Here is a 16,062-nt window from a genome sequence, read left to right as displayed (position 1 = left end):
CTGCTCGACGGACAGCAACGATTGTCTACGATCTGCGGAGCCTTGTACTGGACACCTGAAGGTGATGCCAGTAGTTACTGGAATATTGTCTACGACCTTGAATCCGAGGAGTTCTCGCACACCGCCACACTCGACGACCCCCCTGTCCACCAGATCCCCGCGCGCCTGCTCGCGGACGGGGCAGCCTTCTTCCGGTGCCCGGGAGTTAATCTCGATCAATACCAGGACCGGGCTGACAGGCTGTACAGGCGTTTCCAGGACTATAAGATCGCGGTTGCCACCATCAAGGACATGGACATCGATGAGGTGGCGCGAGTTTTCGAGCGGATCAACAGCACTGCGACAACGCTCACTATCGCAGACCTTATTCGCGCTGCTACCTGGACTCGAGACTTCGATTTGGCGGATCTCCTTGAGGACGCATCAATCAGTCTTGCACCCAAGCGGTTCGACACCGTCGAGCCGCCGACTTTGCTCCGTGTCATTGCTGCGGCTGCCGGACACGGCTACGACCGTGAGGATATAGACAAGCTTCGCCAGCACAGCGCAACCGATCTGCGCGAGATCATCAAAAAGGCATCGGAGGGAGCGCGTCGTGCGGCTGACTTCCTCGCTACAGACATCGGCATGCCGAGCGCCGTAGCGTTGCCGTACCAGAACCAATTCACCGTTCTGGCTGACCTTTTCCACCGCATCGACAAGACGACACCCGTGCAGATCGCTGCGCTTGAACGCTGGTTCTGGCGAACGTCATTCACCGGCTACTTCGGCGGCTGGTCTGGTCGGCAGATGGTCGCTACCCGCGACTCGGTCCGGGCGTTTGCAGCCGGTACTGTTACCGAATTTCCATCGGTTGCCAGTATGCCAACCGCCGATACATGGCAGAAGACCCGATTTCGTCAGGGCGCTGCCTTCTCAAAGGCCCATGCGCTTATGCTCGCACGGGAACGACCGGTGGATCTCCGTTCCGGTCGTCCCATAGACGTAGGTAAAGCGCTCTCGTGGAGTAACGACAAAGAATATCACCACTTCTTTCCGCAGGCATACCTGAAGAAACAGGGCTACAGCGATGCGGCGATTAATTCGGTCGCGAACATCATCATGCTGACGTCGATCACGAATATCCATATCTCAGATGAGCGTCCCTCGGAGTATCTGCAGGACCTCATCGACATGCATGGTGAGAGCGCCATCCGTCGATATTGTGCGGCCAGCCTAATCCCATCCGCAGCGTTCGACGCTGCGCTGGTCAACGACTACGATACATTCCTCACAGAGAGGGCTTCTTTGCTTTGTGATCGAGCGAGGGACCTAGTCGGCGATATCTCTGCTTCTACAACATCCCCGTGAAGGCCGAGTCAAGCAATGACACCCGCAATGTTTCGGCACGTTGCTCATACTCGGTACTTAGACGTCGAGAGACACGCTCTGCAGTCAGCAATATATTGGCGATCCGCTGTTGCTCCCTCAAGGAGGGCAGCGGGATCTGAGCGGCTTCGAACGCCTTTATTCCGAGCGTCTTGTTACGTCCAGCCCCGCCCGGCGAGCAGCGGCGAAGAACTTCGAGACCGCACGCGCTGAGAAACAAGAATCGTAAATAGTCCGGGCTAGCCAGCGTCTGATCGACTACATATGTCATGAACCGATGCGAGCCAACTCGTCCCCGTTCGGCTTCGGATGCGCGGGCCACTGCTCCCTCCCAGGCGAACACACTGCTGAACAACAAGTCGCCTGGTTCGATTGAAAATATCTTTTTTGCGCCCAATGACTCTCCCGTGACGGCGGGCTTATGAAAGACTCCATTGCCAAATGATCGCAGACCGATCTCTCGATAGAGATTGCCCGGCTCAACACAAACTGCGCGTCGTTTCAATTTCATTACAGAGCCTACGTTTCGCAGTGTCGAGTTCGAAGCGTCCGTAATCAATGATTCTCGAAGTGCGTCATAGGACGCCTGTGCAGACTTCCGAAGTCTGCTCGCCCGAGCGAGCTTTTCCATCGCCGCGTCGAGCTTTACGGCGACACGATGCTGCTCGGCCAGGTCCGGAAGCGGGACGAGAGTTTCCTTCAGCTGCCTTGGGCTGACTCTCTCACGGCGCGATCCAATTCCGGTCGATTTTTGGGCAAGCCGCGCCCATAGCGGACGCCAAGCGCATAGGTAGTGTATATAGCGCGCATCAGACGCTGTGCTATCGATTATAAAGGTCGGGAACTCCGGTGACAGGTATCTGCCGTCAAATTCTTCTCCGATCACTGCTATCGCGCCTTCAAAAGCCTTCAGTTTGCTAAGAACGACCGTTCCCGCATGAAGTCTATGTAGGTGGCGATATTGAGTCTGTGAACCCGAGATCGGTGCACGCTCGAATAACCCGCGTCCGAAGCTGTAGACGCCAGCGATCTTGTAGGTATCTTCTGCCCGGACTTCGACAGCATCGCATACAAGCTCAAGTACATCACCCAGCGGTCGATCCGGGTAGCTCATTTGCCGACACCCAGTTCCTTCTGCAGATCTTCCAATAGGCCGAGGATCTCGCGTTCTGTCTGGATGAGGTTTGCAACTAAATCAGCGGGATCGTGATTAACAGCCTGATCGGCACTGTTAGGGTTGGTCAAATCGAGATTATAACGGCGCTCCCTGAGATCTTCAATGGGAACGCACCACGCCTGAGGAGTCTTCTCGCGGCCCGCGCGATCGGGACCGCCCCACCATTCCCGACATTCGGCGAACTCATCGAAGGACAGCGGCTTGCTCTTGGTATAAGAACGTCGCCCCTCTGGCAGTGGGAGTTCATAGTACCAAGTCTCGGCTGTCGGAATTCCTTTCTCGAAGAACAACAGATTCGCAGGAATATCGGTATAAGGGGCAAAAATTCCTTGCTGCAGACGAATGACAGTATGCAAATTGCATTCAGTCAGCAACCGTTCTTTGATCTTGGCGGCTACCGCATCATTGCCGAACAGGACGCCATTTGGAAGCACGATGCCGCAGCGTCCACCATGCTTGAGTTTATCGAGAATGGCGTACAGGAAGAGCCACGCGGTCTCTCGGCTCTGAAAGCCGGCGTCGAAGGCGTCGCTGACTGACTTCTCCTCTTCGCCACCGAACGGTGGGTTGGTCAAAATGACGTGGACCTTGGATGAAGCGCCAACCTCCTTACGCATCTCGACCAAGGCGTTAGCCCGCAAAATATGTGGTTGGGGGACATCGTGGAGCAACAGATTCATGTTCGACAGCAGGAACGGTAAGGACTTTTTCTCGATGCCGCGCAGGTTTGCATGCAGTTCGTCGAGCAGTCGGGTACCCATTGCTTTGGGGCCGAGTTCGGTGAGGGCCTCGACGAGGAACCCCCCTGTACCGCAGGCGGGATCGAGGATAGATTCGCCGAGTTCGAGGTACATCTGCTGCACCATGAACCGGATGACTGGGCGAGGCGTATAGAACTCTCCCGAGTCGCCGGCTGCGTCGCGCATCTCGCGGAGCATTCCCTCGTACAGGGCCGCCATGGTGTGGACATCGTCCTGGTGGGTGAAGTCGACCTTGTGTATCAGGTCGATCACGTCCCGCAGGAGGAAGCCGTTGCGCATGCGGTTGGTCAGGTCCTTGAATACCGACGAAATCACGAGACGCGGATCGAAGCCAACACGGTCGTGGTCGTCGATCTCTTTCTCCAAATTGGCCAGATAGGGCAGCAACTTGGTGTTGATGAACTCAATCAGCTCTGGACCGGTTAGGTCACGACGGTCCACCGCCCACGCCTTCCACCGGTACTCGGGCTTTATTGCGGGTCGGAACGCCTCGCCTTCGAGGATCTCTCGTTCATCCTCTTTGGCATCCAGACAACGAAGAAAGAGCAGCCAGGCCAGCTGAGGAAGGCGGTCGAGGTCGCCGTTCAACCCCTCGTCGGTACGCATGATGTCGCGAGCCGATTTGACAATAGCCGCTAGACGAGCAGGGGCTGATTTCGGGGTTGTTTGTTTGCGGGGCGCGGATTTCCTTGGTTTGCGCTTACGGGCCGTCCCCGACTCTGTTACGAACAACTGGCCTTGGCTTTCCTCTGTCATCCTCTCCCGGCTCCCACTGTGTTCGGTCGCGCCAGCGCGCGGTGGCCCCCATGGGGGCACCACACTACGGGTCAGTTCGCGATGTCGTACAGGCGGGCGGTCAGATCGTCCAGCGCATGGTGTAGCTCGCTGCCGCCGCCGAAACGCGCTGCGAGACTGATCACTCCGCCCATCCCGGCGAAGGTGGGGGTCTTCAACGCCTTCGCGGAAAGCTCCTCTATTCCGGACTGCTCGTACTTGTCCAAGAGCATCTCCAAGATCTCCCTGGCCTCCGCGGCGAAGCCATCGAGGAACGCCTTGTGCTCTTGGCGGACTCGGGTGACACGCTCGCTGCGGGTGACCAATGCTGTGTTGTAAGCGAGGTTCAGCAGCAGGTCGACTTCATCGACATCCTCATGCCCGAAGTGTCGGTAGATCTGTTCGGTACCGATCCCGGCGGCCCGAAACGCCTTATTCAGTTCGCGGCGGGTGACAGCGCGGGCCCATCGGGCACGTAGGTTGGTAGGAGTCAAGTCCAGTCGGCGTACTTGCTCGCCGACCCATTGACGGTACTCAGTCAGCCTCAACTCCTGAGTTCCGCTGTTGAGGATGTACAACGACTCGTTGAAGACGAAGACCTCGACTCCATCGACGTAGTAGCGCTCTCGGCTCTGGCGTATTCTCGCGGCCTGTAGTGGGTCTGTCACCGTCTGGCTGTGCTGTGAGCCAGGAGGTGAAACTGGGGGTGTCGGCGGGGGTTCGGCCGCCACAGCGGAGCTTTCTTCGGGCTCCTCGGGGGAGTCCGGGTCTGGTAGATCGATATTGACGAGGTGGCCTTGTGTGTTGGTGATCGACACGGTGGGGCGTCCGAGGGGCACGCCATCGAAGTCTGGACGACTGAAATGTCTTGTGGCGTCGGTGAAATCGATGATGTCGAAGGACAGCTTTCCATCCTCTTCGAACAGTCGAGTACCGCGACCAATGATTTGCTTGAACTCGGGCACTGAGCCAATGATTCGGAATAGCACGACGTTGCGTACCGTCGGCAGATCTACGCCGGTGCTCAGTAGCCGGGATGATATTGCGACTACTGGACGCTCGGTGTCGACCTTGCGGAACACCGACAGCATGGCAGCTCCGGCGGGCCCATCCGCAGCGGTAATGCGGAATACGTAGTCGTTCTGCGGGCCCGCCAGGTCACTGTTGAGATTAGCCATCGCCTCGCGCATCCGTCCCGCGTGGTCGATGTTTTCGCAGAATACGATCGTCTTCGCCATTGGGTCGGTTCTGCGCAAGTGCTCGGTCAACGCACGCGCGGCCTCTTTGGTGCGCTCGGTCAGTGCGAGCAGGCGCTCGTACTCTCGGCGCCCGTACACCTTGTCCGGAATCTCACGACCGTACCGGTCGAGCTGGCCCGGTTCTGGTTGCCAGCCGGTGATATCGACGTTCAGTTGGATCTTTCGCACGCGGTATGGAGCGAGGTAGCCGTCACGGATGCCGTCCCCTAGGGAGTAGGTGTAAACGGGGTCGCCGAAATACTCGTAGGTGCTGCGGTTCGCGTCATCGAGAGGGGTCGCGGTCATACCGACTTGCACAGCCGGTTCGAAATGCTCCAAGATCTCTCGCCATGCGGAATCTGCGGCGGCCGACCCCCTGTGGCACTCATCGACGATGATCAGATCGAAGAAGTTCGGAGGGTACTGAAGAAACAGCGCGTCGTCGGCGCGGGTCTGGTCCAGCGACTGGTAGAGCGCGAAGTAGAAGTGACGACTTGTCACCACTTTTCCCTCGCCCAACTTCCATACAGCCTCTTGGCCGAATCCTGGGATGAAGTACTCGTCTTTCGGCTGGTCCACCAGTATGTTGCGGTCGGCCAAGTAGAGCACACGCGGTCTGCCCTGCCCTGTTGGCCACTGGGCGTCCCATAGCTTGGCGCACAGCAGATACGCCAGAAACGTCTTCCCCGTTCCGGTGGCCAGGGTGAGCAGGATGCGCTTCTCACCGGCCGCGATTGTCCTCAGCGTTTCGTCGATCGCTGCTTTCTGGTAGTACCGCGGCCGTTTGATCGTGCCATCGTAATTGGTCAGTGCCTGGCTGAATGGAGTGCGCCGAAACCTCATCGCTAGCTCGTTGTCCAAGCTCTTGGCAGCGACAAACCGCTCCCACAACTCGTCGGGCGACGGAAAACCGCTGACTACTGTTTCCGTACCCGCCGTCATATCGATCTCGCGGATCTCGTGACCGTTGGTAGCGTAGGCGAACGGGAGCGCTAGGCCGCGCGCATACCGTTTGGCCTGCTCAACTCCGGTCGCGGCAGGCTCGTCCTCTCGCTTCGCCTCCACAACCGCAATCGGGAATCCCGGCTCACGCTCAAGCACATAGTCGGCTCGAAGGCGGCTGGTGCGGTAGGCGATCCCCCCAGCGTCCACGATCTGACCGTCGCCGATGAAGAACTCCGTGTTGATCTGGGTCTCGTCCCAGTTCGCCTGCAGCAATGCAGGATCGATCAAATCGGCCCGGGTTTCGGCCTCGGTGCGCCCCGCAGGCAGAGTAGACACTTCTCCTTCATATCCGACTAGCGCCGGGCCCGCCACCTAGATCGACAATCACCGAGATGGCGGTCCTCAATCCACAGGCTCGATGGGTTGGTCTCGGTGCTCAAACCGCACCGGAGGAGCTGCCCCTCATGCCCTGTTGTGCGTTGTGTTGCCGGTTGCTGGGCCTCGTGGCCGGTGACGAACTACTGTGGGTGCCTTGCGGATTCGGGGAGGGAGTCGTGATGATCGGTCGCGAAGCGTTGTGAGGGATCGTTTTGGAGGAAGTGCTGGCGCGACTGCTCCAGCACAACGGGTACAAGCTTCTGGTGTCGGCGGATCAGGATCCCGAGGTGCTAAAAAAGGCCGGGCACGGACTGGTGGTGCGTGGGCGCGGTGGTGAGCATCAAGCCGATGTCTTGGGCGAGCTCGATCTGCCGGTGCCGTTCTGTCTTCCGTTGCGACTGGCCGTGGAAGCGAAGTTCACGGCTAAGAAGGTCGATTGCGGTGGTGCGCAACGCCCACGGCACCATCCACGACGTGAATCAGCAGTACTCGCCGTTTTCCACTGGTGCGGACGCAGTGTCGATCAGGCGGTACGAGTACCGCTACACCTTGTTCTCGGCCAGTGGATTCACTCTAGAGGCGCAACGATACGCACTGGCGCAACAGATTTCGCTTGTCGACTTGTCGGGCCGCGGCTCCCGTGAACTCCGTAAGCTGGTCGGCGGTATCGCTGATGCGATGCGCGCTCTCGCGCTGAGGTATGAGATCGGGCACTTTCCCGTTGGGCAAGCACGCACAGTACTGCGGCGAGCGCTGGAAACGTGGACCGGATCCGATTTGCGTGGCCCGAGCGTGCGGACCGACGCACGCGACGAGTGGATCGCGGATCAGGTGGCCTCGCGTTATGAGACTGTGGAGCACTTGTTCAGCAACCTAAGCTCGCAGTGGCTTCCGTCCTCTCGGCTCCGAACGGTCACGGATGACCTGTACAGCGAGCGATTCGGTGATTTGCTCGTCGGGTTTCCGTCCGCACCGTTCATCCTGGTTCTCCGGAGCGTCTCCAAAACCGACTTCGAGACCTATCTCGACCGGTACCCCGGCTCGCAGGTCCCCGTACGCGTCGAGCCCGCCCGCGAGGGACAACACCACGGCGACTGGGTCATCGTTCCCAGCGAAGGAGGGCCGCAGTTCCGCCTGGACTTCGCACTGCCGGAACTACTCCGTGAGTGGCTGCTCGATAGTCACGGTCCCGCAGCGCCACGGGTGGCTGATATTCAGCGAGACATGCTGTCCTCGATCGTCGTGTTCCGAGGCGATCGTCTTCTGCGGCTGCTGTACAGCACTGCCGACAGTGAGCTCGCCTTCCGAGAAGCTGGGCAGCCTCAGTGAGTCGCGGAGCGGTTCCTGCCTGTACACGCCCTCGCTGACGTGACACCATATAGGCGTTGCGCAACAATTGCTGGGAGCTGACGAGGGCGTAGTCGCGGCCGGACGCCAGCCTGTTTTTCCTCCCTTCGGGATGGCCTCGCCTATGGCGGGGCTCGGCATAACGAGCCGTGACTGCTTTAGGCTCGCGTCGGGCTATGCCGGCGCCGGGAGCCGGAACGTGAGGCTTCGTCCACGTGGCCGGCGACAACCTATCCATGCACATGCACGGCAGCCGATAGGGCTGGCCGTTGGATCGGTGTACCCGGGCCGTCGCGCATCTCGCGAGAAAGGAACCTGAGTCATGAGTAAGGGATCGAGCACTCTGATGGATCGCGAATCGGCCGACCGCATCGCTGAGGCAGCTGAACGAGACCCCGACAGCGACACCGCCACAAGCGGATTCGCCGATCGAGCGGACGCTGCCGCCGACCGCAACGAAGACGACTGCTGACCGACAGTCGCCTGCTAGCACGGTAGGACGCCTCTCGGTGTCCGGGCCCTCGACCGGACTCCGGCGCCGAGAGACGTTCCGGCCGCCGCACTGTCTTACGGTGCGCCGCTGGAGCCCTCGGAACAGGGACAGTCGTGATTCTCGGCTCGCACTGCGGGGATGTCTGCTGCCACAGGAACTTCGGTTGGTCGCCCGCGATCGCCGGTGCTCGGTAGTCTCATTCGGGTGGGTGACAGTCAGGGGGCATCGGTTCCGGTGCAGGAGGTTCGGGCTGCGGCGCAGTGGATCGAGGATTCGGCGGCGGAGTTCGATGAGGACGTTCAAACGTTCTTCAAGCGGGTGCGGGCGGTGATCGGTGGGGATTGGTCGGGTAAGGCAGCGGATTCGCATGATCAGCCGTGGGTGGATTGGTACACCTCGGCCACCGATGTTGTGGCTGCGTTGAAGGGGGATGCGGCGGCGTTGCGGCAAGCTGTTGCCGGTTTCGTCGAGACGGACACGACGTCGGCGGCTGCGATGCACCACCAGGGCAGCAGCCTGGATTTGCCGGAGATCTTGTGAGCGGCGAGCCGTATCGTGTCAATCTGACCGAGTTGCAGAGCCTGGTCGATGACGCCAAGCGGCTGGACGCGCAGGTCGAGGCGCGGGTGGATGCGATCGACCGGCGGGTGGAGCAGTTGCATGCGCAGTGGACCGGGGTCACCGCGACAGGCCACCAGCAGTTCGTGGAGCGCTGGAAAGGTGATACCGCCGCGATGCGGGAGGCGTTGACGGTGTTGCAGTCCGCGTTGTCTCGTGCGCACGAAAACTATTCCGGCGCAGTGGATGTCAATATGCGGATGTGGCCGTGACCGGTTCGACGATCAGTGTCGTGCCGGGCGCGTTCGCCGCAGCGGGGAAGTTGTACGGGGCCAATCATGATGCGGCGGCGTCGGTGGTGCGGTCGCTGGCGAAAGTGCTGGATTCGCATTGGGGGTGCGGCGGGACCGATGATTCCGGGCACAAGTGGTGCGACAAATATGATCCCGCCGCGTCCAACGCGGTCGCCACAGCCACTGCGGTGGTCAATGCGCTGGGCAAGCTGAACGACCTGTTGCAGGTCACCAGTGTCAACCACGCGAATGCCGATAACGGTTCGCACTACGATCCGAAGGCCGGTAACCAGGCTCAACCTCCTGCTGTAACTGCGCGTTTCGATGCGCCTGCGTTCAAGGGCGCGTATGGGGGTGATACTGATGCGCCGTTGGGGTGGGGGCTGATCAGTCGGTGGGTGCAGGGCAGGATGTGGCCGAACGGGCACAGTGATGGGTTGCGGGCGTTGTCGTCGGCGTGGACGGCTGCGGAGTTCGGGATGAAGGGCATCAAGGCCGCGGTCGCGGGGGCTCGCCGGATCGTGAGTGAGCAGGCCAGTGGTGAGGTGGCGCAGATCCTCGCGCAGATCGATATCGTCGATACCGCGATCGACAACGTGATCGGTCAATGCAACGAACTCAGTTACGCGACAACGGATTATGCGCAAGCGATCGACACCGCGCACACCAAGATCTTCCAGGAGCTCGGCGAGTTCCTCGCGATCGCGGGTGTGGTCGAGGGGATCGGCTGGCTCGCCGGCGGGCCGTTGGGTGGTGCGGGTGGCGCGGTGGTCACCGGTGCCCGCGCAGCGGCCACGGGTGCGCGGGTGGTCACGATCATCGATGAGCTCGCGGCGTTCGTGGCGGCGGCGATGCCGGTGGCTCGGCTGGTTGCGGTGGGAGCGGCACCAGCGGTCATCAAGAGCGTGCAGCCGCTGCTGGATGCACAACCGAATACATTCTACTCGAACACCCGGCCGGGTGGGGCGACGCGGCCTACGCATCCGACCAAACCATTTCGGGACGACAAGGACACGGTCGCAGAATTCGATGGTGAGCAGGCCGCGCAGGACGTCCGGGATCGCCTGTCGAACTCTGGCAATACGATCCGGCAGGGGAAGAACATCGCTGTTGCTCAGGGCGAGATCGATGGGCAGTTCATTCCCTCCCGCGAGCTGGAGTCCGTCAGCGGTAAGGGATCGCCGCCGGGCACTGTGGAGGTGCCCGAAAAGCCGACATTCAATCCGCGCGATGAGTCCGGTGATACCTACCGGCCGACGGATTCCGAATACAAGATTCTTGAAAAGCTTTCCGCGCGGTTGACGCCGGACTCGAAGGGGGTAATAGATTTGTACACCGAGAACAGGCCGTGCGATGCTTGTTCCAGTGTGATCAAGCAGTTCGAGGAAAAGTATCCGGGAGTGAAGCTGAATGTCACCTACACCAACCCCTGAGGCGACAGCCCACGGCCTGCAGGAGATGGAGCGACTCGCGGCTGCCATGGTCGAGTCGGGGTACTGCACTCCGTCGGACATCACCGGATGCACCCCGACCGAGATCGCCGAGATAACCGCGGCAGCAGAGTTCACCCTCCCCGACGACTACCTCGCCTTCCTCCAGGTTATGGGGAGGAATCCGGGCACCCTGTTCCAGGGCCGGGCGATACCGTTTCCGGCGTGCCTGGAGGCTCGCGAGGTCGCCGAGGACATCTCCCGAGATGAAGAAGAGAACCTCACTGTTGAGGACAGATTCTTTTTCGGGCATCATCAGGGGTACATTGTGTATTTCCTCGAACGCCAGTCGCCTGGTGTTTTCCTCTATCAAGAAGGTCATCCGGAAGTGCAGAAGCTTGCTGACTCTTTCGGTCAGTGGCTGTGGGATAGTTTCGAAAGAAGTCGCTCCATTCGCGAGGAAAATCAGAGGCTGGATGTCGAGATCGAGCGAAAACGGGCCCAGATGCGGGCCGAGGGCAAGCTGTAGCGATGGCCGATCTCCGTGGCTTCGAAGCCGAGCAACGTGCCGCTCTTGCCGAGATGCAGCGGAAGGTGGATGAAGTCCACGTCGCTCTCGCCCGTATACGAGTCCGCGCGTCCTCGCGCAATGGTGAACTCGGCGTCACCGTCGATGCGCAAGGTCACGTGCAGGATATTCAGTTGACCACACGAGCGCTGGGACTCGGCGAGAAGCGTTTAGCGCAGGTACTTTTGGAGACCATCCAGCACGCCGAGGCTGATGCGGCCCGGCAGGCCCGGAAGGCGGCCCGGCCCCTGACCGGTGATCCCCGTATCGCTGAGACCATGAAGGAAGCCCGGCGGATGATCACCGGGCGATCAGAGGGCGAACGTCCACTTCCTCGTGCGATGACGGAGCAGGAAATCCAGGCGGCGGACGACGCCTACTTCGAGCGGATGAATCGCCGCGGCTGGCGGTGAAGTCAGCCAGTTAATTGCGCACTTTCGTTGCACCGTCGGCGACGGCTCGAGACGTGCTTGACGATGGCGCACGAAATAATGGACGCTGCGTGGTCGAAAATTCGAGTTCGGATGCGGGAGCTGATCGGTGGAACGGTTCGAACTGAGGTCGGTCGACGGCATCACGTTGCAGGTGGCGGTCGATCCGCCGATCGGGCCGGTCCGGCGGGGTGTCGTGGTGTTGGTGCACGGCCTCACCGTGGACATGGACGAGGGCGGCGGCATGTTCGTGCGGCTCGCGCAGCAGCTGGCCGGCGCGGGATTCGAGGTAGTGCGGTTCTCGTTCCGCGGGCACGGTGACAGCGGGGGAACCCAGCGGGGCATGACGATCGCCGGGGAATGCCTGGACCTGCAGGCCGTGATCGAATGGGTGCACAGACGGTTACCCGGGCCGGTCTCGATCGTCGCGGCCAGCTTCGGCGCAGTGTCCACACTGCTGTCCCTGCCGTGGCTGGGAGAGATCGTGGACCGGCTGGTGCTGTGGAACCCCGTGCTCGATCTGCGGCACACGTTCCTGGAACCCGAACTCGCCTGGGGGATAGGAAATTTCGGGACTACACAGCAGGAAACGTTGCATAACAGAGGGTTTCTGCTTGTCGATGGCCAGTTCGAGCTGGGCAGAGTGCTGTTCGACGAGTTCGCCAGGTACCAGCCCCTGGAGGAGTTCCTGGCTGCCGAGGTGCCCGCGCTGATCGTGCACGGTGATCAGGACACCGCAGTGTCGTACCCGATAGCTGCCGAAGCCGTGGCAGTTCGGCCGGACACGGTGCTGCATACGGTGGTCGGCTCGGACCACGGCTTCGATTCGCGTGAACGCGAAAACGAAGCGATCTCCGTGACGGTGAATTGGCTGGCCGGGCGCCCGCGCCCGGTGTCATGACCCCAGCGACCTGGCCTGCCTCCGGTCAAGGCTGTCAGTCCAAGTTGAATTCGTAGACCGCGCGGCTGCGACCAGGTCCTTTGTAGTCGGTGATGACCGAAATGCCGTCGATCTGGTGGTCACCGGGGATATTGATGTAGCCGAGTGCGATCCAAGCGGAGTGTGCCGCTTGATTTTCCGGCTCGGACGTCAAGTAAATTCTTGTGCAGCTCCATCTTTCGGCTTGGATGCGCACGCTGTGCAGTAAGGCGCGAGCGATGCCTTGCTGCCGATGGCCTGGATGGACCATGACGTCCTGGATGTAGACCTCGGCCGGGTTGTCCTGGCTGCGGAACGCGATCACCGCCCCGGTGAGCATGTCGTCCTCGTCGATCATGACCGGGCACGTCGAAGAGAACAGTTCGGCGTAGAGCCAGTAGTCGGACAGTCCGCGGACACGGATGAAAGGTTCACCGAGCTCCATGAGGTCATGAACTTTGTCGATGTGTTCGACGCGGAGGGGAGTGATGTTCACGGGCGCTCCTGTCCATGAGTTTTGGACGTTTGTGCGCATTTTGAGCATGAGGGGCCACGTTGCGCACTGCCCATCTGCGCTCTCGGGGGACCAACCCTTACCGGGGTTACCACCGGGGAACTGCTTCTGGAGTTGTCACAATGCGGCCCACCTCCACGGTTTATCCACCAGCCTCCGAATACATGCGATCCTATGCTGAGCCTCCGAAGCCGCTCTTGCATTTCCAGCTGCCAAGCTGAGCGAAAATCCGACCCAACGAAGTTCTTGTATATCCGCGAACAGGCGGAATCCGTGCCAATCCGTGACGTCGTATCCGCCGTACGCCGATACGAAGGCGTCGTAGTCCTTCTCGCCTACCCGGCTGAAGTCCGCGAAGTCGACAGCAAACTGGACGAGGTCCCATTCGGGTCGACCGCGCGAAACCTTGTCCAGGTCGAGCAACATCGGTACTCCAGAAGAAGGGACCACCACGTTGCCTTGCCACGCATCCCCGTGAATGACACCAAGCGACTCTGCATCGGGCAACTCGCGGTATTGCTTCTCGAGACTGCCGTAATGCTCGGTGAGCCATGAGCGGTCGTCTTCGGTCACTGCCACCGCCGAGGCGATGCGCTCGGAAAGCCCAACGAAGGGATCGTAATTCGGCAGCTCGAACTCGGTCGGCGGCGGCAACGCATGCAGCGCCCGCAGCACCGCGCCCAGCTCTGCAGGGGTCGATGCCCGATGTTCGGGGATCAACCGCCACCATGTCACCGGTCGGTCGTCAACCACGACCGGCTGAGGAACTGAGGGAACAGCTTCGACGGTGGGGATCCCAGACTCGTTGAGCCACTGGGAAACTCGTAGCTCTCGCTCTGCTGCTGTGGTACTGCCGGGCTTCCCGATCCTGGCCACGATCCCACCACGCAGTTCGTAGATGGCATTCGAGCCGTTCCGGATCGAAACAGCGTCCGTGGCATCAACACCACTGAGTACGGCGGCCCTGGCGAGCGCATCTGCTGATTGACGAGCCTGGTTCATGACTTCGTCCCGCTGGTGATGACGTGGCGCAGTTCGGCAACATCTTCGAGTTGGGACTGCGTCTCAGGTGTCAACGGACCCTGATTTCCAAAGCTTTTCGGATCAGTATTCGGGCCGGGTCGCCGCTTAGAGATTGGGCTGTCAGCATATCGAATGCTCGGCTGTAGACCGCTATTTCGCGTGGCTGGGTGATGGTCAGCTCCGCGGCTGTTCCTTCTACCATGACCAGCCGGTTGTCGAACATTGCGAAGTTGGTGGATACCACCAGAGCTTCGGCTGTGGCTGGCACGATGCCGAGGGTGACGCGAGGCATCCCGATGACAGCGTGGAGCCTGTCGAGCTGTCCGGCCATGGTGGCGTCGGAGCCGACGGTGGTGTAGAGCGCTTGTTCGGCGATGAGGAAGTGGAAGTGGTGGTCACGTTGGTAGAGCACGCGCTGGCGATCCATCCGTTTGGATACTGCGTCGTCGACATCGTCGGGTACGGCGTGGAATTCCATGCCGCGTCGCAGTTTGGCCTCGGCGTATTCGGCGGTCTGCAACAGGCCGGGGATGATCTGTGGCTGATAGTTCCGGATGAATGCTGCGGTGGCCTCGAGTTTGAGCGATTTGTGTTGTCGGCGTTTGAGTCCAGTGCCGAAGATCTTGCGCCATTCGAGATAGGCGAGGTCGATGTTGTGCAGTGTGGCCAAGAGGTCCGGCAGTTGATCCTCGGCTCGGCAGTGTAGGCAGTAGGCCCTGATGTCGGCGTCGGAAGGTTTGATCCTGCCGTATTCGATCTTGGAGACCTTGGAGTCGTGCCATCCTGACAGATCAGCTAGTTTGCGGCCGGTGAGCCCTGCTGTACGGCGAAGCTCCCGGAGCCGAGCTCCGAGAGCTTCGCGTGCATCGTCAACACTGGTCACTGAGTAACGTACTCGTTGTATGGCGTCGCCAGCGCCCATAACCGCTGTTTCACACTCCGGCAATAGCCCGCGATTTCGGGGTCGGTGCTCTCCGCCGCGCCCGCCCGCTCGCCACGCTCATTGACGAGGTTGAAAACGACGCGTTTGTTGTCGATGAGCCACCAATCATCCGGCGGTATGTCTCCGGCAAGATGCCGGGGCACGTACCGGATGTCTTCTCCCGCTGCGGTATTACTGCCGGTGACGGACAGCAGCCAACGGTGGTAGTCGGTGTGCGGAACCGTCACCACACGAACCCTGCGCACCGTAACCCCGCGGCCGGTGGTCTCCCGGATCAGGTCGTTCCAGCTGTTCTTGTACTCGTCGTCCGGCAACGCGGGCTGCCCCTCGAGGAATCGCCGAAACCGCTCCGACTCTGCGGGCACCATATAGGCGTCTCGGACTTCGAGGTGGAACGCTTCCTGCGTGCAGCTGCGGAACACATTGACCCAGGGCGATGGCTCAGCCGGTAGGTAGAGCACCGTAGAACGTCCTCCTGATCTTCGGAACCTCGATCGCGGTCTCGTGGGGCGCCAGATCGAGCTGAGCAAGCGTCTCAGATTCACTGACAGGTCGGCCAGTCAGGGTGAACGTACCCCGTCCGGTATCGGTCATCGCGGCACCGATGAACGTATCGGTTTGAGCGAAGCCGAGAAGTAGGTGCGGGATCTCGATGGTTTCAGGCTCGCCTGTCCGCCAGCCCTGGACCAGGTACGAGTCTTGATCTGTGGCATACAGAGTCGGGCAATCTCCGCCGTCCGAACCGCCCTTGCCGAGGAACCATAGGCGCATGATGCTGCTCCCTGTCTAGAACGTTGCACGAGTTTTCTCGCACGATCTCCAGGATCGCATGGCTGTGCTCCGCATGTCACCTGATAAGTGGTGTTGAGCAATGTTGTGCAATGTTGTGGACTGGTGCCGCT

At 60.6% G+C, this 16,062-nt stretch carries 17 protein-coding genes; 9 read left to right on the top strand and 8 right to left on the bottom strand.

The window, feature by feature from the left end; translation table 11 throughout:
* The coding region (locus NV1_RS39700; protein WP_157117706.1) for a GmrSD restriction endonuclease domain-containing protein at positions 1-1,350 on the top strand (1,350 nt) is incomplete at its 5' end.
* Here NV1_RS39700 and NV1_RS44295 read toward each other — a convergent pair.
* From NV1_RS44295 to hsdR, 3 genes are all read right to left on the bottom strand, one after another.
* Positions 1,334-2,482 (bottom strand): restriction endonuclease subunit S, encoded by a 1,149-nt coding sequence (locus NV1_RS44295; RefSeq protein WP_157117705.1) that lies wholly within the window; start codon positions 2,480-2,482, stop codon positions 1,334-1,336. The genes NV1_RS39700 and NV1_RS44295 overlap by 17 nt on opposite strands.
* Complete coding sequence (locus tag NV1_RS39695; RefSeq protein WP_084526600.1) at positions 2,479-4,062, bottom strand: class I SAM-dependent DNA methyltransferase; 1,584 nt, start codon at positions 4,060-4,062, stop codon at positions 2,479-2,481. The genes NV1_RS44295 and NV1_RS39695 overlap by 4 nt, the downstream gene beginning before the upstream one ends.
* A 71-nt stretch (positions 4,063-4,133) precedes the next feature.
* Positions 4,134-6,599, bottom strand: coding sequence for an EcoAI/FtnUII family type I restriction enzme subunit R (gene hsdR, locus NV1_RS39690; RefSeq protein ID WP_084526598.1), 2,466 nt, complete (start codon positions 6,597-6,599; stop codon positions 4,134-4,136).
* A 483-nt stretch (positions 6,600-7,082) separates the two neighbouring features.
* On the opposite strand from hsdR, the gene NV1_RS39685 reads away from it, so the two are divergent.
* The 8 genes from NV1_RS39685 to NV1_RS39655 all read left to right on the top strand — a co-directional run bounded on the left by NV1_RS39685 (position 7,083) and on the right by NV1_RS39655 (position 12,662).
* A complete protein-coding gene (locus NV1_RS39685) occupies positions 7,083-7,970 on the top strand; it encodes a hypothetical protein (protein ID WP_157117703.1) in 888 nt (295 codons plus the stop codon).
* Between the two features lie 340 nt (positions 7,971-8,310).
* Positions 8,311-8,460 carry a hypothetical protein gene (locus tag NV1_RS44290; RefSeq protein WP_157117702.1) on the top strand — a complete coding sequence of 50 codons (150 nt, stop codon included), beginning with the start codon at positions 8,311-8,313 and terminating at the stop codon, positions 8,458-8,460.
* Between the two features lie 225 nt (positions 8,461-8,685).
* Positions 8,686-9,021, top strand: coding sequence for a WXG100 family type VII secretion target (locus tag NV1_RS39680; protein ID WP_169813537.1), 336 nt, complete (start codon positions 8,686-8,688; stop codon positions 9,019-9,021).
* Complete coding sequence (locus NV1_RS44840) at positions 9,018-9,311, top strand: WXG100 family type VII secretion target (protein ID WP_067904133.1); 294 nt, start codon at positions 9,018-9,020, stop codon at positions 9,309-9,311. Before NV1_RS39680 ends, NV1_RS44840 begins: the two co-directional genes overlap by 4 nt.
* On the top strand, positions 9,302-10,765 hold the full coding sequence (locus NV1_RS47260) for a deaminase domain-containing protein (RefSeq protein WP_067904130.1): 1,464 nt from the start codon (positions 9,302-9,304) through the stop codon (positions 10,763-10,765). The genes NV1_RS44840 and NV1_RS47260 overlap by 10 nt, the downstream gene beginning before the upstream one ends.
* Positions 10,766-10,790: 25 nt before the next feature.
* On the top strand, positions 10,791-11,291 hold the full coding sequence (locus tag NV1_RS39665; protein ID WP_169813535.1) for an SMI1/KNR4 family protein: 501 nt from the start codon (positions 10,791-10,793) through the stop codon (positions 11,289-11,291).
* A gap of 2 nt (positions 11,292-11,293) precedes the next feature.
* Positions 11,294-11,743, top strand: coding sequence for a YbaB/EbfC family nucleoid-associated protein (locus NV1_RS39660; RefSeq protein WP_067904124.1), 450 nt, complete (start codon positions 11,294-11,296; stop codon positions 11,741-11,743).
* A gap of 127 nt (positions 11,744-11,870) precedes the next feature.
* Positions 11,871-12,662 (top strand): alpha/beta hydrolase, encoded by a 792-nt coding sequence (locus tag NV1_RS39655; protein WP_067904121.1) that lies wholly within the window; start codon positions 11,871-11,873, stop codon positions 12,660-12,662.
* A gap of 34 nt (positions 12,663-12,696) precedes the next feature.
* Here the strand turns inward: NV1_RS39655 and NV1_RS39650 are convergent, their stop codons facing one another.
* The 5 genes from NV1_RS39650 to NV1_RS39630 all read right to left on the bottom strand — a co-directional run bounded on the left by NV1_RS39650 (position 12,697) and on the right by NV1_RS39630 (position 15,931).
* The gene (locus NV1_RS39650; RefSeq protein ID WP_067904118.1) at positions 12,697-13,176 is read right to left on the bottom strand and encodes a GNAT family N-acetyltransferase; all 480 of its coding nucleotides are present in this window, start codon (positions 13,174-13,176) and stop codon (positions 12,697-12,699) included.
* Between the two features lie 135 nt (positions 13,177-13,311).
* A complete protein-coding gene (locus NV1_RS39645; protein ID WP_067904115.1) occupies positions 13,312-14,196 on the bottom strand; it encodes a phosphotransferase enzyme family protein in 885 nt (294 codons plus the stop codon).
* A gap of 70 nt (positions 14,197-14,266) precedes the next feature.
* Positions 14,267-15,139 (bottom strand): helix-turn-helix domain-containing protein, encoded by an 873-nt coding sequence (locus NV1_RS39640; RefSeq protein WP_067904113.1) that lies wholly within the window; start codon positions 15,137-15,139, stop codon positions 14,267-14,269.
* Positions 15,097-15,621, bottom strand: a complete 525-nt coding sequence (locus tag NV1_RS39635) for a DUF6879 family protein (RefSeq protein ID WP_067904110.1) — start codon at positions 15,619-15,621, stop codon at positions 15,097-15,099. The genes NV1_RS39640 and NV1_RS39635 overlap by 43 nt, the downstream gene beginning before the upstream one ends.
* Positions 15,602-15,931: a hypothetical protein gene (locus tag NV1_RS39630; RefSeq protein ID WP_067904107.1), complete on the bottom strand. Its 330-nt coding sequence runs from the start codon at positions 15,929-15,931 to the stop codon at positions 15,602-15,604. Before NV1_RS39630 ends, NV1_RS39635 begins: the two co-directional genes overlap by 20 nt.
* Positions 15,932-16,062: the final 131 nt, after the last annotated feature.

The sequence above is a fragment of the Nocardia vaccinii NBRC 15922 genome, from assembly GCF_001613305.1.
GTDB classification, from domain to species: domain Bacteria; phylum Actinomycetota; class Actinomycetes; order Mycobacteriales; family Mycobacteriaceae; genus Nocardia; species Nocardia vaccinii.
The sequence above is the reverse complement of the archived record's forward strand: the minus strand, read 5'-3'. Positions and strand labels throughout refer to the sequence as shown.